The following is a 20,727-nucleotide window of genomic DNA, read 5'->3' on the forward strand; positions in this document are numbered from 1 at the left end:
GGAGGTAGTCGCCGCCAGGGTGCGACGACCACCGTGAGCAAGCGGGCGAAGGGTCGCCCGCAAGCACTACGTCCTGTCGTTAGGCGTTCAGGAACTGTGATGGCTTGAGGGGGCGGGTGACGACGCGGAGTTCGCCGAGGTGGCCGGCGAAGGCCTGGTCGACGGTGTTCGCGTAGTGGCCGGCGGCAACCAGCCATGGCTTGCCGGCCGTCGCGAGACCGTTCGACGGCGTGGCCGGGTTGCGCAGGAGTTCCGACGAGTCGACGTACACGACGCTGTGCCGCCCGTCGTTCACGATCGCCAGGTGGAACCACTCGCCGGCCCGCTGCTCGTGACCCCAGTTGGTGAAGGTGTCGTTCTTGTCCGCCGGGTACACCGCCCACTGCACCTGCAGGCCGCCGGAGAACCCGAGCTTGGCCGCCGGCTCGTCCGGATCGCTGCCGGTCTTGCCCGCGTCCCGCCCGGTGCCGAGCCGGGTGAACAGACCCTCCCACGAATGGTCCTGCCCGTCGTCGGCCAGCTTCACGAACGCCTCGATCGTGTACCCCTTCGGGAACGTCATCGCATTCAGCGGCGCGTTGTCCGCGGTCTTCAGGTACCCGCCACGGGCCGGGTTCTTGCCGCCGGGGAACTGCCAGCTCGCATGCCCAGGCTGGTCCGGGTGGTACTCCGCCGAAGCAGTCGGCAGGTCGTTGCTGAGCTGCACCCGGGTCAGGTCGTTGCCCTCCCCGGACTGGTCGATCACCTGGTCCGTGACCGGACCGTCGAATCGCCAATACGCAGCCGTACCAGGAATCAGGAGCTGCCTGGCCGGACGCGCCGGGCGGACCGGCTCCGGCGCGAACTTGGCGAACCGCTGCGTGAAGTCGATCGGGATGCCGAACCGGTTCGTGTCGTCACTCAGCTCGATCTCCGCCGCGGCCAGCTCGCTGCGCCGCGCGGGGTCCTGCGCCATGATCCACGGCGAGATGGTCTCCACGTCGATCGTGTTCCGCGCGAGGTCGAAGTGGTAGAGCCGCACCATGCCGGAGCCGCCGTAGTACCGGTCCTGGTAGTTGGTGATGTGCAGGTGCACGTCGTTGCCCGCGGCATTCTTCCGGGTGACCCGGCCGGGCGGCCAGTAATGCCCGTTGAGCGTCAGGAAGATCTGGTCGCTGTCATCCACGAGCTGCTCCCAGACACGGTTGCCGTGGTCGCTGAAGTACGCGACGGGGTTGCCGTGGTCGGCGTTCACCAGCTCGTGGATGGTGAGGATGACGGGCAGCTTCGGGTGTGCCTTGATGACGGCGCGGGCCCACGCGAAGCTCGCGTCCGACGGCCGCCAGTCCATTGCCAGCAGCAACCACTGCCGGCCGGCGGCGCGGAACACGTGGTACGAGTTGTACCCGTTCGCGGTCGATCCGCCGTACGTCGGCATCCAGCGGAACCGGCGCGGATTGAACGTGTCCAGGTACGGCGACGGGCCGCGCGTGTCGTCCTTCGAGCCGTCGATGTCGTGGTTGCCGGCGAGCACCGAGTACGGGAACTTGGCGCGCTCGAGGATCTTGAAGACCGGGTCGGCCAGCGCGAACTCGCTGGCCAGCGCATTTTCCACGACGTCGCCGAGGTGGGCGACGAACACGATGTTCTGCTCGGCGCGCTGGTCGATCAGGTACTTGAACGTGGCGCTGAGCGGCGCCGCGTCACCACGGTCCTGGTCGAACTGGTACTGCGTGTCCGGCACGACCGCGAGCGTGAACTGCGGATGCTCGGTGTCGATCCCGCTCCCTCGCCTGGCCGACCCGGCCTGGTCCGCGGCGGTCTGCCCTGCTCCGGTCTGTCCTGCTCCGGTCTGGGTTTGGCCGGTCGCCTGGGTCGGCGTCGCGGCTGCGGATCCGGTGCCGAGCGTGCCGGAGGCGATTACTGCTCCGGCCCCGATCGCCCCCAGCAGTCCACGGCGGCTCGTCTCGTACTGCTCGTCCATCGCCCCACGCTCCCAAGGTCGTTGACAACGTCGGCACAGTAGAGCGTGGCGCACGGCCCGCCGGTGAACTCAGGCGAAACCCTGGACGATCACCGCGGGAAGCGCTTCGGATGTCAGCGAGGCCAGCACGCGCGCCTCGTGCGGCACCAGCGGCTCCGGAAGCTTGTCGAGCGGGTACCAATCAAGCCCGGCCGCCTTCTCCGGCTCCATGATGCTCGGCTCACCGGTCCACCGCGACGTGGTGAAGAAGAAGTCCACCCGTTCGTCGATCGGATCGCCGTTCCCACCCGTCCGATGCATCGCGGTCACCGGCACGAGATCCGCCGGCTCGACCTCCAGCCCGACCTCCTCCTTCAACTCCCGCAACGCCGCCGCAACCGCCGACTCCCCACTCTCCACATGCCCCGCCGGTACCGCCCAGAACCCATCCATGTACCCGGTGTTGGCCCGCAGCAACAACAACACCTCATCCCCACGCCGAACAATCACATAAGCCGCCGGCACCACCCGAAACCGATCCATCCCACGACCCTAACCACCCCAGCCCCAAACCCTCGCGCCTGCCCTGCCCCGACGCCCCGGTTTCGCCGAGTCGTGGATCTTGGCTCAGAAACCTGCTCCAAACCCAGCCAACATCCACGACTCGACGAACCGGCCCAGAACCATCCGCCACGACTCGGCGGACGATCGTCTGATGTTGGAGGGGTCCGTCGAGGGGCGTGCTGAACGACCCTCGTGATGTCTCGGCTGACTGAGGTATCAGAAACGGTTGGTCGTTGCTCCGTTGGGTGGGTGCTGCGTGGCTCCGTCTTCATCAGGCAGCCCGGCGGCCATTGGGTCTTTTGGGGGTTGGATGTTCTACGTTCGTAGCTCTGTCAAAGCTGGACCGTTCAGGTTCTCCCTGGGCACGTCTGGACTCGGCGTCAGCGCGGGTGTGCCCGGCTTCCGAGTAGGAGCTGGGCCGCGCGGCAACTTTGTGCGCGTCGGCGGCGCGGGTGTGACTTACCGCGCGACGCTGACGCCGCCGACGAAGACTCGTGGTGGTGTGCCGCCGGTCTCGCCGCCCGCTCGAGTAGAGATGGACGACGTTACCGGCGTCACCTCCATGGCGCTCGAGCCGACCGGCGGCGGAGACATCGTTCAGCAGTTGAACGCAGCTGCCGTACGCCGTGGCTGGGGCTGGCCGACGGCGATCGCTGCTGGGGTTCTGGGGTTGTTCATGATGCCGTTCGGGCTTGTGATCTGGATACTTGCGGTCCCGGTGTGCTGGTGGCTCTTCCTTCGCGACAGAGCGCGGCGCACCGTCATCCTGTTTTATGACGTCGATGGCAGCCCCGCCGCCTGGTTCGATTCCCTCGTCGGCGTGTGGCCGTGGCTCACGCAGTCGAAGCAGCTGTGGCGAGAAGTTCAGAACGGCCGCGTTCAGACCACCTACCAGCACAAGACGAATGCCGGTGCGAGCAATCTCGTCAACCGCTTGTCGGCGAACGCAGGTCTGAAGGGACCGCGCCACCTCGCGACCAACATCGCGGTTCCGTCAGTGACATCCGGCAAGTCCAGTCTGTACTTTCTCCCGGACCGCGTCCTGATCTGTGACCAGAAGCGGTACAGCGACGTGAGCTACCGTCACCTCCGCGCGAACGGGTACCGGCAGCGATTCATCGAGTCGCCCGCACGAGTGCCGCGGGATGCTCAACAGGTCGATCAAACCTGGCAGTACGTCAACGTCAAGGGCGGCCCCGACCGGCGGTACTCGAACAATCCCGTCCTGCCGATCATGCTGTACGGCAGCGTCGATTTCACCAGTCCCGAGGGCTTGGATTGGCGCCTGCAGATCTCGCGGGCCGAGGCCGCGCCCGCCATCGCACAAGCGCTCGCCGCAGTGCCTAGCCTCGGCGAGTGAGCTCGAGCGGTTCGGCTAGACAGTTTTTGTCATGACGCAGTGGTTTTTGCCTTTGGGGCGTTGGTGGGTGAAGCCGGCTTGTTCGAAGAGGGAGCGGGTGCCGTTGTAGAGGAAAGAGGCGGTGATCTTCTTGCCGGCGGTGTCTTGGGGGTACGCCTCGACCAGGCCGCCGCCCGATTGGGCGATCAGGTCGAGGGCGCCGCGGAGGGCTACCGCGGAGACGCCCTGGCGGCGGTAGTTGCGGTCGGTGAAGAAGCAGGTCATGCGGTAGTCGGGGAGACGATCCAGGCCGGCCTCGTACTCCTTGCGGTGGTTGATGTTCGGCAGTTCGGTCGGTGTGCCGTACTCGAGCCACCCGACCGCGAGTTCCCCGTCGAACACCAGCGCGGCATGGGCGCGCCCCTCCTGGACGAGGCGGTGTTTGAGGTCCCGATTGCTCGTGGCCTCGAACGTCTTCTCGTCGTGCATCGTCTGGAAGAAGGTGCACCAGCACCCGCCCCACACGCCGTTGTGCCGCTCCGCGAGCGCAGCGAACGCATCCCAGGTCTCGGGCGTCAACGCCCGTACCGTCAACTGTTCGACCGTCACCTTCGTCTTGGCCATGAGCCGAGCGTACGACGGCTTCCGGACGATCCCCGTCCGGAACGTCAGATGAGGTACGTCGTACCGGGGGAGGCGTACTCGGTCGGCCCGGAGAAACGTTCAGCGGCCCGCGCCGCTGCCTGTGATGGGGTGAGCGACCGGCCGACATGGGTCACGATCAGGCGGCTCGCCGCCGCTGACCGTGCGGTGTCGCCGGCTTGTTCGGGCGTGTGGTGCGCGGGGTCCTCGGTTTGGGAGTCGGCCTCGCAGAGCAGTACGTCGCAGTCGGCCGCCAGTGTGGTCAGGTTGTCGCACGGCGTGGTGTCGCCGGAATATGCGAGCGAACGGTCGCCGGCCTCGATGCGTACCGCATACGCGGGCATCCCGTGCTCGACGGCGCGGGTGGTGAGCCGGACCGCGCCGACGGCTGTCGCATGTCCGTCGCACAGCTCGATGATCTCGAACGCCGACTCGATCGGACTGCGAGTCGGACCGTTGGTGAGAAAGCCCGCGAGCCGGTCCGCGATACCCGGTGGGCCGTAGAGCGGAATCGGTGCGCGCAACGAGATGTCGGCGTACAGCGCGCCGTAGTACGCGGTCAGCAGATCGGCGCAATGATCCGCGTGCAGATGCGAGATCCAGATCGCGTCGAGCTCGTCCAGCCCCACGTGCCGTTGCAGCGAACCGAGGGTCCCGCTCCCAGCATCCATCCAGATCCGCGTACCGCCCGCCGCCACGAGGTAACCGGAGCACGGGTTGTCAAGAGCCGGGTACGGCGTCGCGCACCCAAGCACCGTGAGCTGAAGAGATCCGTCACGCATCCCTGGATCTTAGAACCGACGTACACGTCAGGCTCCGGTGCAGGTGATCAGCGCGGTCTGGAAATCCGCGGACGAGGACCGCGCGATCGAGGCACGCGAGCCCGGGCAGGCCGAAGGGCCGCAAGCGCGATGCTTGCGGCCCTTCGGTGGGTACTTCAGGCGGACTGGTTCGGGTTGTTGTCCGGGATGTCGTCGTTCTGGCCGTCCAGGTTGTCCAACCCGTCCTTGGCCTTCTCGACACCGCCGTCGATCTTGTCGCCGTACTTGCCGCCCGTCTTCTCGTCGACGAAGTCACCGGCCTTGTCCAGACCTTCACCGACCTTGTCGCCGTGACCGTCGACCAGGTCCGCGGCCTTGTCCTTCAGGTCCTCGGCCTTGCCCTTGAACTTGTCGAAGATGCCCATTTCGGGGCTCCCATTCCTGCGTAGTTGAGTGCTTACAGACAGCTAGCGGCGATCTTCGCACCTGCAACGCCTCAACTGTGGGATCTCCGCGAGCGCCGTACCCAAATCGATGCCGGACGCGTCTTACTCTACGTCGCCACCGCTGTCGGTCGTGGCGCCGCCGGATTCGACGTCCCCACCGGACTCCACGTCGCCACCGGAGTCGGTGCCGTCGCCCGGCTCGACGTCGTCCGCGCTGAACTCGACGTCGCCGCCGCTCTTGCGGGACTCGACGTCACCACCACTGCGTGCCTCGACGTCGCCGCCGCTGCGCTTGGCTGCGGTCAGGTCTTCGGCAGCTTCCCCCGCGGCGTCCTTCGCCGACTCTTCATCGAACGGATTCGTCACTTCGTTTCCTCCCGTAGAAATGTTCCGAACTCCCCAGGAGTACTACCGAACATTCCGGGTCATCCACAAGGCCGGTCAGTACCTCTTGGCAAACTCTTCAGGGCGCACTGCCAGACTGGAGCGATGCCTGCTCCACTCGTCGTCGCGGTCGTCGGTCCCACCGCGGCCGGGAAGTCCGATCTCGCCGTCGCCCTGTCCGAGCACCTGGACGGCGAGGTGGTGAACGCGGACGCCATGCAGGTGTATCGCGGCATGGACGTCGGTACGGCGAAGATCACCGCGGCGGAGCAGCACGGCGTACCGCACCATCTGCTCGACATCCTGGACGTCACCGAGACCGCGACGGTCGCCGAGTTCCAGACCCTGGCCCGGGCCGCGATCGACGACTGCCTGAAAAGGCAGAAGGTCCCGGTCCTGGCCGGCGGTTCCGCGCTGTACGTCCGCGCGATCCTCGACGACTTCGTCTTCCCCGGCACCGACCCGGAGGTCCGCGCACGGCTGGAGACCGAGCTCGAGGCAAAAGGCTCCGGGACCTTGCACGAGGAGCTGGCGGCGAAGGACCCGAAGGCCGCCGAACAGATCCTGCCCAGCAACGGCCGGCGGATCGTCCGGGCGCTCGAGGTCATCGAGATCACCGGCGGCCCGTACGTCGCGACGCTGCCGGAGCACCACTACGTGTACGAGGGCGCGATCCAGCTCGGTCTCGACGTCCCGCGGCCGGTTCTCGACGAGCGGATCGACCGCCGGGTGGACCGGATGTTCGACGCGGGATTCGTCGCCGAGGTGCGAGGACTGCTGAACAAGGGTTTGATTGAGGGGAGAACTGCCAACAGGGCACTCGGGTACTCGCAGGTGATCGCGTTGCTGAACGGTGAGCTCGACGAAGCGCAGGCCCGGGAGCGGACCGCCCAGGCCACGCGCCGGTTCGCGCGTCGGCAGGACTCCTGGTTCCGCAAGGACCCGCGTATCACCTGGCTCCCGTACAACGCCCCCGATCTGCAGGAGTTGGCACTCGACGTGCTCGAAACCGTGATGGCCGAAGGCAACCGCGCGGGCGCCCCCGGCGTAGTTGAGGTGACAACAGGCCGAGGGGCCGATGATGCGAGGGGGTGACCGTGAGGCCGAGTTCCGTGAGTACCTGCTCGCGGACCGCACGCGGCTGATGCGTACGGCGTTGCTGCTCACCGCGGGGGATGTGCACACCGCCGAGGATCTGGTCCAGACCGCCTGCACGCGCGTCTACGTGCACTGGCACCGGATCAAGCACGAAGGCGCCGGGCCGTATGCGCACCGCATCCTGGTCAACGCCTTCCTCGACGAACGCCGCCGTGCGGGTCGGCACCCGGAGGTGGTGACCGCCGACGCGGTCGAGCCGCGGCTGACCGACGTACCGGACCAGGCCGACACGCTGGCGATCCGGGACGCGTTGCTGGACCTCGCGCCGCGGCAGCGGGCGGTGCTGGTGCTGCGGTACTTCCAGGACCTCGACGTCGCGACCTGCGCACGGATCATGGAGTGCACCGAGGGCACGGTGAAGAGCCAGACGGCCAAGGCGCTCAAGCGCCTCAAGGAACTGATGACGGAAGAGACGGGGAGTAGCTGAGACCGCCGATGGACGAGGTCAAGAGGTTGTTGGAGGGGTTCGCGGACCAGGCCGCCGTTGGGCTGCCGGACGCGGACATCGACGCGGACGTCACCCGCGGCCGCCGCGCGCTGCGCAGGGTCAAGCGCCGGCGCCGGGTCACCGGGGTGCTGTGCGTCGCGGCCGCGTCGGCTCTGGTGCTCGCGATCGGCAACCAGGTGAAGTGGTGGGGGAGCGGCAGCGAGGTGGCCGGTGGCTCCGTCGAGCCGGGGACCGCGGCCTCTGCCTCGGCGGCGGCTCCGTCGTCGGCACCGCCGGCGAAACCGACCTCCAAGCAGACGATCTCGATGTTCGGCGCCCCGGTCGTGGAGCTGGTCGCCAACAAGCAGCCGTGGAGCACGATCAGCTGCGGCCTCGCGCCGAAGGGCTGGTCGGCGGAGGCGCCGATCGCGGCCGATCACGTCGTGCTGTCCAAGGTGGAGATGCGGACCGCGGACTCCGCCGCGAAGGTGGTGCTGCAGGCGACCCCGAAGGCGCGCACCCTGACGCACCCGCGCGTCACTGCGGCGAACGGCAAGACCTTCCACATCGGTACGGTCAGCGGCCGGCTGACCGGTCAGGTGAAGGTCGCCGACCAGTGGCTGCTCGTGGAGCTCCCGACCGGCACGGTGGAGTGGCCGGACGACGTACTGCGCCGCTTCATGGGTTCTTGCACTGTCAGTTAGGACTGGCGTACGAACCGCACTTGAGATAGGCAAGGGCTTGTCCCTGTCCCGCCGAGCTCGTGTGGGGGAATTCGTGAAGAAGCTGATCGCCTCCCTGTCCGCAGGAACCCTCGTCCTCACCGCATTCACCGCAACCGCAACAGCCACCGCGAAACAGACGCAAGCACCTACCCGGCAGCCCACCGCGATCGGGTACGGCGGCGCGGTGTCGTCCGTCGACCCGGACGCCACGAACATCGGTCTCGACGTCCTGCGCCGCGGTGGTAACGCCGTCGACGCCGCAGTCGCCACGGCCGCAGCGCTCGGTGTCACAGAGCCGTACTCGGCCGGCCTCGGCGGTGGTGGGTACTTCGTGTACTACAACGCCAAGCACCACAAGGTGTTGACGATCGACGGCCGCGAGACCGCACCGGCGACGATGCCGTCCGACGCGTTCATGGATCCGGCGACCAACCAGCCGTACCCGTTCGCGCAGCTGGTGACGTCCGGTGTGTCCATCGGTGTACCGGGAACGCTTGCCACCTGGGACAGCGCCCTGAAGCAGTGGGGATCGCTGTCGCTCGGCAAGGCACTGAAGCCGGCTGCCGACCTGGCCGAGCACGGTTTCGTGGTCGACCCGACGTTCCACCTGCAGACCCTGGAGAACAAGGACCGTTTCTCGCAGGTCGTACCGACCGCGAAGCTGTTCCTCCCGAACGGTGACGCGCCGCAGGTCGGCGCCCTGTTCAAGAACCCCGAGCTGGCCGCGACGTACAAGCTGATCGGCAAGCAGGGTTCGTCGGTGTTCTACCGCGGACTGCTCGCGGGCGAGATGGCCGCCGTCGCGAAGAACCCGCCGAAGACCCCGGGCGCGACGCTGCCGTTCTTCCCCGGCTACCTGCGGACGGGCGATCTGGCGTCGTACAAGGCGATCGACCGCACGCCGACCAAGGTCCGGTACGACGGGCTCGACGTGTACGGGATGCCGCCGTCGTCGTCCGGCGGCAGCACGGTCGGAGAGGCGCTGAACATCGTGCAACCGCAGCACCTGCGGCAGCAGTCGACCACGCAGGCCCTGCACACCTACCTCGAGGCGTCCGCGTTGGCGTTCGCCGATCGCGGTGCGTACGTCGGCGACACGGCGTACGTCGACGTACCGCTGAAGGAACTGCTGTCGAGGGGATTCGGGGCGGAACGCTCCTGCCTGATCGATCCGCAGCACGCGGCGACCAAGCCGGTCCCGGCGGGCTCGCCGGACGGCAGGTACTCACGGTGCGGCAAGGGGAGTGCTGTCGAGCAGCGCCCGGACACCGAGGGCCTGTCGACGACGCACCTCGTTGCGGCGGACAAGTGGGGCAACGTGGTGTCGTACACGCTGACCATCGAGCAGACCGGCGGCAGCGGCATCACCGTGCCGGGACGCGGCTTCCTGCTGAACAACGAGCTGACCGACTTCTCCGCCGTCCCGGATCCGAAGGACCCGAACATCGTCGAGGCCGGGAAGCGGCCGCGGTCGTCGATGTCGCCGACGATCGTGCTGCGCGGCGGCAAGCCGTACATGGCGATCGGTTCGCCGGGTGGTTCGACGATCATCACGACAGTCCTGCAGACGCTGACGAACCGGCTGGACCGGCGGATGACGCTGCCGCAGGCGATCGCGGCGCCACGGGCGTCGCAGCGCAACACCGCGTCGGTGACGGCCGAGCAGTCGTTCATCGATCGGTACGGCGCGGCACTCGCACCGTACGGGCACACGTTCACGCCGGCCGGTGCGCCGGGGACCTCTGCCGCGGAGATCGGTGCGGTCGCGGCGCTCGAGTTCCTGCCAGGTGGTGCGATCCTTGCCGCCGCCGAGCCGCAGCGACGTGGTGGGGGAGCGGCGGGAGTCGTCAGAGGGAAGTGATGATGGCGGCGACCAGGTCCGCGCGTTCGGTCAGGGTCGCCGCGATCACCTGCTCATGGACGGCATGGGCGCCCTTGCCCACCGGCCCCAGGCCGTCCAGCGTTGGGATGCCCAACCATCCGGTGAGGTTGGTGTCGGCCGCGCCGGATGCGGCCGCGCCACCGACCTGCTGACCCACGGAACGCCCGGCCGCGGCGACCTTCGCCAGCAGTGCCTCGGTCGCCGCCGATGGCTGCCAGGCCGGCCGGTTCGACAACACCTGCACACTCAATCGGGCGTCCCGCACTGGCTGCAGTGCCTTCACGGCAGCAAGCACGGACTCTTCGGTCGCAGGGTCCACGAACCGGAACCCGATGTCGGCGGCCGCCGATCCCGGTACGACGTTGGTGCGCCCGCCGCCCGTGACCGTGCCGACGTTGCACAGCACATTGTCGTGTTCAGCGACGATCTTCCGTACGGCGATCAGCTGGTCGACGAGCTCGTCGATCGCCGAGACGCCGCTGTCCGGATCGAGAGCGGCATGCGCCTCGCGGCCGGTGACCTCGACGCGGACCCGCGTACTGCCCCAGCGGGAGGTCTTGAGGTCGCCGTTCGGATGCGGCGGCTCGAACCCGAAGGCGGCGTACACGCCCTTTGCCTCGGCGGTCACCAGGTCGCGCGCCGAGGGCGATCCGACCTCCTCGTCCGCGACCACGATGATGCGGAGCGGCCGGTGATCGCGGCCCGCGACCTGCTCGAGAGCGGTCTCCAGGACGACCAGGCCGCCTTTCATGTCGAAGACACCCGGACCGTGGATGATCCCGTCCGCTGCACGCCAAGGCATCGCGCCGTCGAGCTGCCCGATCGGCCAGACCGTGTCGTGATGCGCGAGGAAGAGCAGTGGGGCCTCCGCGCGGCCCGGGAAGTCCGCGACCAGATGGTCGCCGGTCGGCATCGGCACCCGGCGGACGCTCGCGCCCAGCTCGGTGTAGCGGGCTGCCAAACGGTCGGCGAAGGCATTCAGTGCCGCCGCGTCGCCGGTCGGGGTCTCCGCGCCGACGTACTCCCGGAGTCGCTCGATCATCATAGATAGTCAACGTATCATCATCCGGCCCACGGTTGACCGAGTTCTGCTGAGCGGGGATACGATCAGGATATGAATCGTATCTCTGAGGTGAGCTTCCGGGCGGTCTCGCTCACCACGGCGTCGAGGTTCGCCGAGGCGTCGGCGCTGTACCGCGAGGTGTTCGGCTACCTCGACCCGGCCTACGGGCTGAACCCGCGGCTGCTCGGGGCGCTGGCGAGCAACGGTGGCTCGGTGGTCGGCATTCTCGACGAGAGCGATCGGCTGGTCGCGTTCGCCTACGGCTTCTGCGGGACCGACCGGCGCGGCTTCTACCACTACTCGCAGTCCGCCGTCGTGGCCGCCGACCAGCAGGGCCGCGGCCTCGGCCGGATGCTCAAGCACGCCCAGAAGGAAGTTGCCCTCAGCCACGGTATGTCGCGGATGCGCTGGACGTACGATCCGGCGCAGATCCGCAACGCGCACTTCAACCTGGACGTCCTCGGCGCCCGCGGCCGCTGGTTCGCGCCGGATCTGTACGGTCCCGGCACCGACCGCGTCGTGGTCGAGTGGGACCTGACCCGCGAACATCCGGTGCCTGCGGCTCCGGTGGCTGAGTTGGCCGTACCAACGACCGACCTTCGCCGTTCGTTCGAGGAGCTGCTGGGCAAGGGGCTCGTTGCCGTCTCCTGCCGCCGGCTTCCGGACGGGGCCGGCCTCTACCTGTTCGGGTCGGCCGACGATGCGTGACAACCGCGAGCTCACCAGCCCTCAGGAGCGGTACGACGCCAGGCTGCAACGCCGCTCGTCGACGCTGCTGCAGCGCCGCGTCGTCGAGCAGGAACGGGCCTCGATCGACGAGGCCCTGGACCAGATCCTCACCGACGAGTCGATCGCGCAGGCCGCCGCACGGATCGTCGCGGCCCGCCGGCGCTTCATCATCGGCTCGGCGAAGTCGTACTCGTACGCATCCCTGCTGGCGTTCGATCTCGGCGTCGGCCTGTCGCAGGTGACGCTCGTCGACGGCACCGTGGTGCGCGGCGTCGACGTCCTCGCCGACGTCCGGTCGAACGATCTGATGGTGGCGTTCTCGTTCCGGCGGTACCGGCGCGACACCGTCGACATCGCGCAGCGCTTCGTCGACGCCGGAGGTGAACTCGTCGCGATCACCGACTTCGAGGACGCGCCGCTGGCGAAGATCGCCGATCAGGCCATCTACGTGGCGACCGGGAGCGCGTCGTACGTCGACTCGCCGACCGTTGTCGCGTCGGTGCTGCACGTCCTCGCGACGCTGACCACCGCGAGCGCGAAGGGCGCCCGCCGGCGGCTGGTCGAGCGGGACCGGCTGAACACGGAGCTGGGGCTGTATGTCAACTGAGCTCAAGGTGGTCGCGGCGCGGCTGCACCGGGTGCGGATGCCACTCGTGCACGCATTCCAGACCAGCTCGCACCGCAAGGCGTTCCTCGACCACATCCTGGTCGAGTTGGAGGACGCCTCGGGTGCGGTCGGCTGGGGCGAGATCGCCTCGTCCTCGGATCCGTACTACGCGCCGGAGACCGTGGAGACCTGCTGGCACATCGCGTCCAAGTACCTCCTGCCCGCCGTACTCGACCAGCCGTGGACGCATCCGGATCAGCTCGCGGCTCGGTGGTCGAAGGTTCGTGGCAACAACTTCGCCAAGGCGGGCGCGGACACTGCCGCCTGGGTTCTCTGGGCCGAGATTCAACAGCTGCCCCTGGCAACAGTTCTGGGCGGCACGCGGACCGAGGTGGTCGCGGGCGTCTCGCTGGGCATCGAGCCGACAATCGACGACCTTTTGGTGCAGGTGCAGCATCAGGTCGACGCCGGATACCCGAGGGTGAAGCTGAAGATCGCTTCGGGCTGGGACGTTGAGCCGGTGCGGGCGGTGCGTACCGCGTACCCGGAACTGGATCTGCACGTGGATGCGAACGGGATCTACACGTCCGACGACCTGACGCACCTGCAGAGGCTCGACGAGTACGGTCTGACGATGATCGAGCAGCCGTTCGCGCCGCGGGATCTGCTCACGCATGCCGAGTTGCAGCGCCGGATCAGCACCGCGGTCTGCCTCGACGAGAGCATCGAGACTGTCGCCGATCTGGAGACTGCACTGCGGCTAGAAGCGCTGCAGATCCTCAACATCAAGGTGTCACGGATGGGTGGCCTGACCGCGGCCCGGGCGGCACACGATCGAGCGCGGGACGCCGGTGTCGCGGTCTGGTGCGGCGGGATGCACGAGTTCGGCATCGGACGGCTCGCGAACGTCGCCCTCTCCAGCCTCCCCGGCTTCACCCTCCCATCGGATGTGTCCGCCTCGGAGAAGTACTACGCCCGGGACGTCGTCGAACCCGCCGTGACCGCCGTCCAGGGCGTCGTCCAGGTCCCACAGGCCGCCGGGCTCGGGCATGCCGTGAACCGGGAGCTGATCGCCGCGAACACCGTCGCCGAGCTCACCCTCGGTCCAGAACAGGAGTGATTCCGTGCGCATCGTCCTGACCGGAGGACTGGTCGTCGACGGCACCGGCACCGGCAGCGAACCGCGGCCAGGGACCGTCCTGGTCGACGGCGACCGCATCAGTGCGGTGCTGCCGCCGGCCCATCCGGTGCCGGAGGGCGAGGTAATCGATGCCACAGGCAACATTGTGGCACCGGGATTCGTCGATCTGCACTCACATGCGGATTTCAGTCTCGGCTCGAGTCCGGCGGCCGAGTCGCAGCTCGCGCAGGGTGTCACGACGCTGGTCGCGGGGAACTGCGGGTGGTCACCGTTCCCGGTCGGCGATCTCGAGACCCTACGGGCCGGTACGGCGTTCCTCGACCCGAAGCACGACTGGTCCTGGACCGAGCTGGCCGGTTTCGCTGCAACGTTGGAACCGGCGGTGAACCTGGCGCTGCAGGTCGGCCACTGCACGCTCCGGATCGCCGCAATGGGTAGCGCCCAGCGACCTCCGTCGCCCACGGAGCTGCGCACGATGCAGGACCTGCTCTGCCAGGCCGCAGATCAGGGCGCGGTCGGCTTCTCCACCGGGTTGATCTACGCACCTGGTGCCTACGCGTCGCCCGAGGAGGTCGCCGCTCTTGTTGCGACCGCCGCGGAGTGCGGTCTGCTCTACTCGACCCACATCCGCAACGAAGGCGCCGGGCTCCTCGCCGCGCTGGACGAGGCGATCGCCGCAGCGCGAGCCGGTGGCGCCCGGCTCGAGATCTCGCACCTGAAAGCCGTTGGCACCTCCAACTACGGACTCGTCCACCGTGCCCTCGAACACCTCGACGCAGTGCACGACGTCGACCTCGGCTGGGACGCCTACCCCTACACCGCCACCAGCACCACCCTCACCACCCGCCTCCCCACCTGGGCCCTCGCAGGCGGGGTGCTACTGGAGCGGCTTGCTGACTCGGCGGAGCGGGGGCGGATTGCGGATGCGCTACGTGCTGACGGACTGCTCTCACCTGAGACGGTTGTGATCGCCTCGCTGCCACCCGGCCGGTACGAGGACTGTCGCGGGCTCAGCCTCGCGGAGATCGCCCGCCGCGACGGGGTGGACGCCGCCGAGATCGTGCTCCGCATCCTCGAGTCCCACCAGGCGGCGGTCAGCGTCGTCAACCACGCCATGAGCGAGGAGGACGTCACCACAGTCCTCGAACATCCGCGGACGGCGATCGCCAGCGACGGCTGGATCATGGACGCCACCGGCCCGGGCCACCCACACCCGCGCAACTTCGGAACGTTCCCGCGGGTACTCGGCCACTACGCCCGCGACCGCGGCGTCATGACCCTCAGCGAAGCGATCCGCCGGATGACAGCCCTGCCAGCATCCCGCCTCGGCCTCACCGACCGCGGCGTCCTCCGCCCCGGTGCGATCGCGGACCTCGTCGTCCTGGATCCAGCACGAGTCGCGGACAAGTCGACGTACGACGATCCCTGGCAACTCTCCATCGGCGTCGAGCACGTCCTGGTCGCCGGCGAACCGGCCCTGACCAACGGCACCCCCACCGGCCGCCGGCCCGGCCGCATCATCGCTTGAAACGCCGCGGCTCACTAGGCAACGCCGGCGGATCCGCAATCGCCGCCCCGGTCGCACCGGCCTCGCCTGCGCCGTCGTCGACCTCCAGCCACCCGTCGTACTCGTCCAGCAACTCGTCGAGCGCGCCGCGATCCACCTCGGTCAGCGTGACGACCCACGGATGATCCTCGTCGTCGTCCTCCCCGTGGAACCGCCCGCGCCGCACCACCCCACCCAGTCGCTCGGCGACCGCAGCAGCATCCTCCCGCTCCCAGAAGCACGCGATCATGCCCAAACCGTACGTCCCCGAACCTGCAACACTCACCAACCCCGCCGGCCGCGTGCTGCCGGTCGACGGCCGAGCGTGCAACTGCCCCGCGGCCGCCGGTTGCCGAGTGGTGGAGGTCCGCCTCGTACCCTTGGCTGCATGAGTAGGTTTCCCTGGTTGAAGGGGCATGGCACGGAGAACGATTTCGTGGTGCTGCCCGACCCGGACGGTTCCGTGCACGGCGAGCTGGATGCGGCGCTGGTGCGGTTCCTCTGCGACCGGCACGCGGGGCTCGGCGCCGACGGTGTGCTGCGGGTGATCCAGGGCGACAAGCAGACGTACGTCGAGGACGGCGGCGACTGGTTCATGGACTACCGGAACGCGGACGGCTCGATCGCCGAGATGTGCGGGAACGGTGTCCGCGTGTTCGTGAAGTACCTCGCCGAGGCGGGACTGATCGACGGCAAGCCGGTCCGGATCGGCACCCGCGCCGGCATCAAGGAGGTCGCGCAGAACGACGACGGCACGCTCACCGTCGACATGGGTGCGCCGCGGCTTCCCGATGCGGCCGGGATCGTGGTCGAGGCCAACGGTCACCAGTGGCCGGCGGTGCAAGTCGACATGGGCAACCCGCATGCGGTCGCGTTCGTCGACAGCCTCGACGAGCCGGGCAACCTGTGCGACCAGCCGTCCTGGACGCCGACGGCCGCCTTCCCGCAGGGCGTCAACATCGAGTTCGTCGTACGGCGGGACGCGCACGACGTCCAGATGCGGGTGCACGAGCGCGGATCGGGGGAGACCCGGTCCTGTGGGACGGGGACCTGCGCCGTCACGGTCGCGGCCGCGCGGGCGGCCCGCGACGAGTTGCCGGTGACGTACCGCGTCGGCGTACCGGGCGGTGAAGTGAGCGTCACGTGGCGTGCGGACAACCACCTGGAGCTCACCGGTCCGGCCGTGCTGCACGCGCGCGGTGAGTTCGACCGTGCGTGGCTGGGAATCTGAATCCTGCGTGGGGCGTTGACTCCTGGTAAACGGGTCGCTTGTATTTGAGGCCCGTGCCACCATGGAAGGCATATGACGACCCATTCACAGTCTTACGACGAGACCACCGACGTCGAACTTGACCTCCTTGAGGGCGAGGACTCAGGCGATTCGTTGACGGGTCACGACGAACACGATCACGAGCTGAGCACCGAGGGCCTCGAGCTCGAGGAACGCCAGGCTCTGCGCCGCGTCGTCGGCATGTCGACCGAGCTGACCGACATCAGCGAGGTCGAGTACCGCAAGCTGCTGCTCGAGCGGGTGCTGCTGGTCGGCGTCTGGACCGAGGGCAGCGCCGAGGACGCGGACAACTCGCTGGCCGAGCTGAAGCTGCTCGCCGAGACCGCCGGCTCCGAGGTTCTGGACGGCGTGATCCAGCGGCGCAAGAAGCCGGACCCGGCGACCTTCATCGGTTCCGGCAAGGTGGCCGACCTGCGCAACCTGGTCGCGGCCCTGGGCGCGGACACGGTGATCGCCGACGGCGAGCTGGCCCCTGCGCAGCTGCGCAACCTGGAGGACAAGCTCAAGGTCAAGGTCGTCGACCGGACCGCGCTGATCCTGGACATCTTCGCGCAGCACGCGAAGAGCAAGGAAGGCAAGGCTCAGGTCGAGCTCGCCCAGCTGCAGTACATGAAGCAGCGACTGCGTGGTTGGGGTGGCAACCTGTCCCGCCAGGCCGGTGGCCGGGTCGGTGCGGCCGGTGGCGGTATCGGTGGCCGTGGTCCCGGTGAGACGAAGATCGAGACCGACCGGCGCCGGATCAACACCAAGATCGCGAAGCTCCGCCGGACGCTCAAGGACATGAAGAGCACCCGCTCGACGATGCGTCAGGAGCGTCGCCGGCACCTGGTCCCGTCGGTCGCGATCGCCGGATACACCAACGCCGGCAAGTCCTCCCTGCTGAACCAGATCACCGGCGCCGGCGTGCTCGTCGAGGACGCCCTGTTCGCGACCCTGGATCCGACCACGCGTCGTACGACGTCGTCCGACGGCCGGGTCTTCACGCTGACCGACACCGTCGGGTTCGTCCGGCACCTGCCGCACGACATCGTCGAGGCGTTCCGGTCGACGCTGGAGGAGGTCGCGGACGCGGACCTGCTGCTGCACGTGGTGGACGGTTCACACCCGGACCCGATCGCGCAGATCCAGGCCGTTCGGGAGGTGCTGGCCGAGATCGACGCGACCGACGTACCGGAGATCGTGGTGATCAACAAGGCCGACGCCGCCGACCCACTCGCGCTGGCCCCGGTCCTGCACCGCGAACCGCACGCGATCGTCGTGTCGGCCCGCACCGGCGAGGGCCTCGACAAGCTCCGCGAGCTGATCGAGGGCGCGCTCCCGCAGCCGCACCTCGAGGTCGAGGTCCTGCTCCCGTACGAGCGCGGCGACCTGGTCTCCCGCATGCACTCCGAAGGCGCCGTCGAACAACTCGAACACACCGCCGACGGCACCCACATCACCGCCCGAGTCCACCCGGCCCTGGCCGGCGAGCTCACCCCGTACGCAACCGCCTGATCCAAAGCAACAGCCCCCGAAGTCCTCGCGGACCTCGGGGGCTGTTGTCGTTACATCACTTGCGCTTGGTGACCTGGACCTTCATCGAGGTGCCGGTCTTGGACAGGACCTTGATGTTGATGCCGTTGTTCGGGACCTTGACGCTGCTCGTCGGCTGGTCCGCCGACCAGTACGACTTGCTGTCGTTGAAGGTCGGGACGGCCTTCTGGCCGCGGATGTAGCTGGCCTGACCGTTCACGTGCAGGGTGAACGAGTCCGCCTTCTCGAGACCGAACGGTGCGTCGTACGCCGACACGCGCGGACGCCAGAGCTGGCCGTCGATGCGGTTGATCGGCGTCGGGTGCGAGTCGATCGGCAGGATCAGGCCCTCACCCGGGTGCTCGTTGGTGTTGTTGTCCTCCTGCGAGGTGTCCCAGTACCAGAGCAGCAGACCGTCCTGGTACGGGAAGTGCTCGACCTTGTCGGACAGCGTGCTCGCCCAGCCGAAGTTGTACGGCCCGGTCTGCAGGTACTTGTCGTGGTCGACGTAGTTGATGTTCGACGCCAGGTAGTAGTTGTCGTGCTGGCTCGTGTACGACGAACCGACCGAGCTGAATCCGTTCAGCGTCCAGCCGTCCGGCGACGTCTCCGCACCGGAATCGACCACCGTGGTGGAGCCGGACATGACCTTGATGTCGTCGGCGAACAAGCCCATCCCGCCGGCCGCCGGGTCGGTGGCGTAGCGGAACTGCAGCGTGATCGTCTTGCCGGCGTACGCCGAGAGGTCGAAGGTGGCGGGCTTCCAGCCGTCGCTGGTGCCGTCGATCCCGTTGCCCTCGGCATCGTTGGTGATGCTGCCCTTGATCGTCTTGAACCCGGTGCCGTCGTTCACGTCGACGTACGCGTAGTCACACGCCGTCGTACCGCAGTCCTCGATGTCCCAGTTCGCCTGGAACGTCAGGCTCGCGGGCTGACCGGCCGGCAGCGCGACCTGGCGGCTCATCGTGTGCGTGAAGTTGTTGCCCTGACCGCTCCACCAGTCCTTCGTCCCGGCGGCCGGCTGCACCAGGTCGTGGGTGACCGCCTTCTTCGGCAGCGTCACCACCAGGCCCTGGGCCTTCTTCGAGTTGTACTCGTGCGGGCCGAGATCGACCGTACGGTTCTGGCCGCCGTTCACGATCTCGTAGTCCAGCCAGCCGAGCTGCAGCTTGTCCCACGCGTTGAAGTCGGCCGCCTGCTCGCCGATCCCGCCGTCGGACGGCTTGCCGACGCGGCTCTGGGACATGATCGTCCACCAGTTCACGCCGTTCTCGACGGCCGCACCGGAGGTGTCGTACTCGTCCGGCAGACCGAGGTCGTGGCCGTACTCGTGCGCGAAGACGCTGACGCCGCCGTTCTCCGGCTGGATCGTGTAGTCGCCGACGTACAGGCCGGTGTCGCCGATCTGCGCGCCGCCGCTCGGGTTGGTGGCCGGGCCGCCCGGGAAGCCGGCGAACCAGCGGTGCGACCAGATCGCGTCCTCACCCTGGTACGGGTCGCCGTCGGCCTGGTCGCCACCGGAGTGCACGATCTGGAAGTGGTCGATGTAGCCGTCCGGCTCGTTGAAGTTGCCGTCACCGTCGTAGTCGTAGCGGTCCCACTGGTCGAACGACTTCAGGTCCGTGGTGATCTCGGCCTTCGTGCGACCCTTGGCCTCCTGGTCGGCGACCCACTGGTTGACGGCGTCCTGGATCAGGTTCCAGGTGTTGTTGCAGACGTTGCCGGTGCACGGGTAACCGTTCGACCGGCCGTAGCGGGCCTCGTTGTACTTGACCTTCACCCAGTCGGTGACCTCGCCGGACACCGAGTAGCGGCCGGACGACTGCTTCTCGTAGTACTTCTTCAGCGAGTTGCCGTTGCCGAAGTACATGTCCTGGAAGTGCTGCTGGCTGTAGTCGGCCTGCCAGACGGTCGAGTTGTCGACCGAACGGTCCGGGGCCGGGATCTCGTTGTGCAGCGGGCCGTCGAAGCGGGCCGGGCCTGGGACGCTCGGTGCGGTGTCCTGGTCGGGGTACTTCGGATCGCGCTCGTTGCCGAACTCCGCGAGGATGACGAAGATCCGGTCGGTCTTCTCGCGGGACAGCTCGACGTACTGGTCGACCTTGCCCTTGGCGTTCTTGGTGCCCTTCGCGCCGGCCGCCTTGGTGCCGAGGTTCACGACCGTACTGCCGTTGCGCTGCTCGGGGGCGGCCTGCCCGTTGATGACCTTGGTCAGGGCCTCCTGCCGTAGCTCGCGACGCTTGTCCTCGAGCGGGCTGGACAGTTCGTCCGGTCCCGGCGCGGCCTCGCTGGCGATCGGCGCCGACCCTTGCTTGGGCGGTGTGGCGGCGTTTCCGGCCGAGGCTGCGGCGATGCCGAGCCCGGTCGTGGCCGCCAGGGCCAGGCTGAACAGCCCGGCGGGTAGCTTGCGCACGATTCCCCTCCGTGTCTGGTGACGCAGTGTGTTCGAAGCTCCCCCGAGCGTGAATTGCAGCGAGAGTACGGGGAAAATCCGCCGAGCTGAAGTGGAACTGAGGAAATCCTGTGAAGCTGCGGGGAAACCTGCGCCCTGAGTAGATGTGCTCACGC

The 20,727-nt window shown here is 68.1% G+C and carries 20 protein-coding genes and 1 pseudogene; 12 read left to right on the top strand and 9 right to left on the bottom strand.

Features of this window, described 5'->3' with window-relative positions; translation table 11 throughout:
• Positions 1-79: 79 nt before the first annotated feature.
• Together ACGFI6_RS27985 and ACGFI6_RS27990 are read right to left on the bottom strand one after the other, a co-directional pair.
• Positions 80-1,963 carry a LamG-like jellyroll fold domain-containing protein gene (locus ACGFI6_RS27985; RefSeq protein ID WP_393123593.1) on the bottom strand — a complete coding sequence of 628 codons (1,884 nt, stop codon included), beginning with the start codon at positions 1,961-1,963 and terminating at the stop codon, positions 80-82.
• A 69-nt stretch (positions 1,964-2,032) separates the two neighbouring features.
• Positions 2,033-2,485, bottom strand: a complete 453-nt coding sequence (locus ACGFI6_RS27990; RefSeq protein ID WP_393123595.1) for an NUDIX domain-containing protein — start codon at positions 2,483-2,485, stop codon at positions 2,033-2,035.
• A gap of 331 nt (positions 2,486-2,816) precedes the next feature.
• On the opposite strand from ACGFI6_RS27990, the pseudogene ACGFI6_RS27995 reads away from it, so the two are divergent.
• Positions 2,817-2,957 (top strand): annotated as a pseudogene (locus ACGFI6_RS27995) (DUF4236 domain-containing protein); the annotation flags it as partial.
• An 84-nt stretch (positions 2,958-3,041) separates the two neighbouring features.
• Positions 3,042-3,866 (top strand): hypothetical protein, encoded by an 825-nt coding sequence (locus tag ACGFI6_RS28000; RefSeq protein WP_393123712.1) that lies wholly within the window; start codon positions 3,042-3,044, stop codon positions 3,864-3,866.
• Positions 3,867-3,881: 15 nt separating this feature from the next.
• Here ACGFI6_RS28000 and ACGFI6_RS28005 read toward each other — a convergent pair whose 3' ends face one another.
• The 4 genes from ACGFI6_RS28005 to ACGFI6_RS28020 form a co-directional block, all read right to left on the bottom strand.
• On the bottom strand, positions 3,882-4,469 hold the full coding sequence (locus ACGFI6_RS28005; protein ID WP_393123597.1) for a GNAT family N-acetyltransferase: 588 nt from the start codon (positions 4,467-4,469) through the stop codon (positions 3,882-3,884).
• Positions 4,470-4,513: 44 nt separating this feature from the next.
• Positions 4,514-5,269, bottom strand: coding sequence for an MBL fold metallo-hydrolase (locus ACGFI6_RS28010; protein WP_393123599.1), 756 nt, complete (start codon positions 5,267-5,269; stop codon positions 4,514-4,516).
• 155 nt (positions 5,270-5,424) lie between these two features.
• Positions 5,425-5,673: an antitoxin gene (locus tag ACGFI6_RS28015; protein ID WP_393123601.1), complete on the bottom strand. Its 249-nt coding sequence runs from the start codon at positions 5,671-5,673 to the stop codon at positions 5,425-5,427.
• A gap of 123 nt (positions 5,674-5,796) precedes the next feature.
• Positions 5,797-6,060 (bottom strand): hypothetical protein, encoded by a 264-nt coding sequence (locus tag ACGFI6_RS28020; RefSeq protein WP_393123603.1) that lies wholly within the window; start codon positions 6,058-6,060, stop codon positions 5,797-5,799.
• Between the two features lie 123 nt (positions 6,061-6,183).
• Here ACGFI6_RS28020 and miaA point away from each other — a divergent pair, with 123 nt between their 5' ends.
• The 4 genes from miaA to ggt all read left to right on the top strand — a co-directional run bounded on the left by miaA (position 6,184) and on the right by ggt (position 10,249).
• The gene (gene miaA, locus ACGFI6_RS28025; RefSeq protein ID WP_393123605.1) at positions 6,184-7,173 is read left to right on the top strand and encodes a tRNA (adenosine(37)-N6)-dimethylallyltransferase MiaA; all 990 of its coding nucleotides are present in this window, start codon (positions 6,184-6,186) and stop codon (positions 7,171-7,173) included.
• A complete protein-coding gene (locus ACGFI6_RS28030) occupies positions 7,157-7,663 on the top strand; it encodes a SigE family RNA polymerase sigma factor (protein ID WP_393123607.1) in 507 nt (168 codons plus the stop codon). Before miaA ends, ACGFI6_RS28030 begins: the two co-directional genes overlap by 17 nt.
• A gap of 8 nt (positions 7,664-7,671) precedes the next feature.
• The gene (locus ACGFI6_RS28035; RefSeq protein ID WP_393123609.1) at positions 7,672-8,367 is read left to right on the top strand and encodes a hypothetical protein; all 696 of its coding nucleotides are present in this window, start codon (positions 7,672-7,674) and stop codon (positions 8,365-8,367) included.
• Positions 8,368-8,440: 73 nt separating this feature from the next.
• Complete coding sequence (gene ggt / locus ACGFI6_RS28040; RefSeq protein ID WP_393123611.1) at positions 8,441-10,249, top strand: gamma-glutamyltransferase; 1,809 nt, start codon at positions 8,441-8,443, stop codon at positions 10,247-10,249.
• Here ggt and ACGFI6_RS28045 read toward each other — a convergent pair.
• Positions 10,236-11,315 carry a M20/M25/M40 family metallo-hydrolase gene (locus ACGFI6_RS28045; RefSeq protein ID WP_393123613.1) on the bottom strand — a complete coding sequence of 360 codons (1,080 nt, stop codon included), beginning with the start codon at positions 11,313-11,315 and terminating at the stop codon, positions 10,236-10,238. The genes ggt and ACGFI6_RS28045 overlap by 14 nt on opposite strands.
• 69 nt (positions 11,316-11,384) lie before the next feature.
• Here ACGFI6_RS28045 and ACGFI6_RS28050 point away from each other — a divergent pair, with 69 nt between their 5' ends.
• The 4 genes from ACGFI6_RS28050 to ACGFI6_RS28065 are packed head-to-tail and all read left to right on the top strand — an operon-like array spanning position 11,385 to position 15,338.
• Positions 11,385-12,041, top strand: a complete 657-nt coding sequence (locus tag ACGFI6_RS28050) for a GNAT family N-acetyltransferase (RefSeq protein ID WP_393123615.1) — start codon at positions 11,385-11,387, stop codon at positions 12,039-12,041.
• Positions 12,034-12,669 carry a MurR/RpiR family transcriptional regulator gene (locus tag ACGFI6_RS28055; RefSeq protein ID WP_393123617.1) on the top strand — a complete coding sequence of 212 codons (636 nt, stop codon included), beginning with the start codon at positions 12,034-12,036 and terminating at the stop codon, positions 12,667-12,669. The genes ACGFI6_RS28050 and ACGFI6_RS28055 overlap by 8 nt, the downstream gene beginning before the upstream one ends.
• Positions 12,659-13,789: an o-succinylbenzoate synthase gene (gene menC, locus ACGFI6_RS28060; RefSeq protein WP_393123619.1), complete on the top strand. Its 1,131-nt coding sequence runs from the start codon at positions 12,659-12,661 to the stop codon at positions 13,787-13,789. Before ACGFI6_RS28055 ends, menC begins: the two co-directional genes overlap by 11 nt.
• Positions 13,790-13,793: 4 nt before the next feature.
• Entirely contained in the window at positions 13,794-15,338 is a 1,545-nt protein-coding gene (locus tag ACGFI6_RS28065; protein ID WP_393123621.1) for an amidohydrolase family protein, read from the top strand.
• Here the strand turns inward: ACGFI6_RS28065 and ACGFI6_RS28070 are convergent.
• Entirely contained in the window at positions 15,328-15,606 is a 279-nt protein-coding gene (locus ACGFI6_RS28070) for a hypothetical protein (RefSeq protein WP_393123623.1), read from the bottom strand. The genes ACGFI6_RS28065 and ACGFI6_RS28070 overlap by 11 nt on opposite strands.
• 138 nt (positions 15,607-15,744) lie before the next feature.
• Between ACGFI6_RS28070 and dapF the strand changes: the two genes are divergently transcribed.
• Both dapF and hflX read left to right on the top strand, forming a co-directional pair.
• Complete coding sequence (dapF, locus tag ACGFI6_RS28075) at positions 15,745-16,587, top strand: diaminopimelate epimerase (protein WP_393123625.1); 843 nt, start codon at positions 15,745-15,747, stop codon at positions 16,585-16,587.
• Between the two features lie 72 nt (positions 16,588-16,659).
• On the top strand, positions 16,660-18,141 hold the full coding sequence (hflX, locus tag ACGFI6_RS28080) for a GTPase HflX (protein WP_393123627.1): 1,482 nt from the start codon (positions 16,660-16,662) through the stop codon (positions 18,139-18,141).
• A 55-nt stretch (positions 18,142-18,196) separates the two neighbouring features.
• Here hflX and ACGFI6_RS28085 read toward each other — a convergent pair whose 3' ends face one another.
• The gene (locus ACGFI6_RS28085; protein WP_393123629.1) at positions 18,197-20,572 is read right to left on the bottom strand and encodes an immune inhibitor A domain-containing protein; all 2,376 of its coding nucleotides are present in this window, start codon (positions 20,570-20,572) and stop codon (positions 18,197-18,199) included.
• Positions 20,573-20,727 lie beyond the last annotated feature (155 nt).

Source organism: Kribbella sp. NPDC048928 (assembly GCF_043197975.1).
Taxonomy (GTDB): Bacteria; Actinomycetota; Actinomycetes; order Propionibacteriales; family Kribbellaceae; genus Kribbella.

Coding starts and splice junctions, on each gene's coding strand:
- dapF (WP_393123625.1), top strand. CDS start 15,745: ATGAGTAGGTTTCCCTGGTTGAAGGGGCATGGCACGGAGAACGATTTC.
- ACGFI6_RS28070 (WP_393123623.1), bottom strand. CDS start 15,606: ATGATCGCGTGCTTCTGGGAGCGGGAGGATGCTGCTGCGGTCGCCGAG.
- miaA (WP_393123605.1), top strand. CDS start 6,184: ATGCCTGCTCCACTCGTCGTCGCGGTCGTCGGTCCCACCGCGGCCGGG.
- ACGFI6_RS28015 (WP_393123601.1), bottom strand. CDS start 5,673: ATGGGCATCTTCGACAAGTTCAAGGGCAAGGCCGAGGACCTGAAGGAC.
- ACGFI6_RS27990 (WP_393123595.1), bottom strand. CDS start 2,485: ATGGATCGGTTTCGGGTGGTGCCGGCGGCTTATGTGATTGTTCGGCGT.
- ACGFI6_RS28045 (WP_393123613.1), bottom strand. CDS start 11,315: ATGATGATCGAGCGACTCCGGGAGTACGTCGGCGCGGAGACCCCGACC.
- ACGFI6_RS28000 (WP_393123712.1), top strand. CDS start 3,042: ATGGACGACGTTACCGGCGTCACCTCCATGGCGCTCGAGCCGACCGGC.
- ACGFI6_RS27985 (WP_393123593.1), bottom strand. CDS start 1,963: ATGGACGAGCAGTACGAGACGAGCCGCCGTGGACTGCTGGGGGCGATC.
- ACGFI6_RS28035 (WP_393123609.1), top strand. CDS start 7,672: ATGGACGAGGTCAAGAGGTTGTTGGAGGGGTTCGCGGACCAGGCCGCC.
- ACGFI6_RS28010 (WP_393123599.1), bottom strand. CDS start 5,269: ATGCGTGACGGATCTCTTCAGCTCACGGTGCTTGGGTGCGCGACGCCG.
- ACGFI6_RS28030 (WP_393123607.1), top strand. CDS start 7,157: ATGATGCGAGGGGGTGACCGTGAGGCCGAGTTCCGTGAGTACCTGCTC.
- hflX (WP_393123627.1), top strand. CDS start 16,660: ATGACGACCCATTCACAGTCTTACGACGAGACCACCGACGTCGAACTT.
- ACGFI6_RS28055 (WP_393123617.1), top strand. CDS start 12,034: ATGCGTGACAACCGCGAGCTCACCAGCCCTCAGGAGCGGTACGACGCC.
- ACGFI6_RS28050 (WP_393123615.1), top strand. CDS start 11,385: ATGAATCGTATCTCTGAGGTGAGCTTCCGGGCGGTCTCGCTCACCACG.
- menC (WP_393123619.1), top strand. CDS start 12,659: ATGTCAACTGAGCTCAAGGTGGTCGCGGCGCGGCTGCACCGGGTGCGG.
- ACGFI6_RS28005 (WP_393123597.1), bottom strand. CDS start 4,469: ATGGCCAAGACGAAGGTGACGGTCGAACAGTTGACGGTACGGGCGTTG.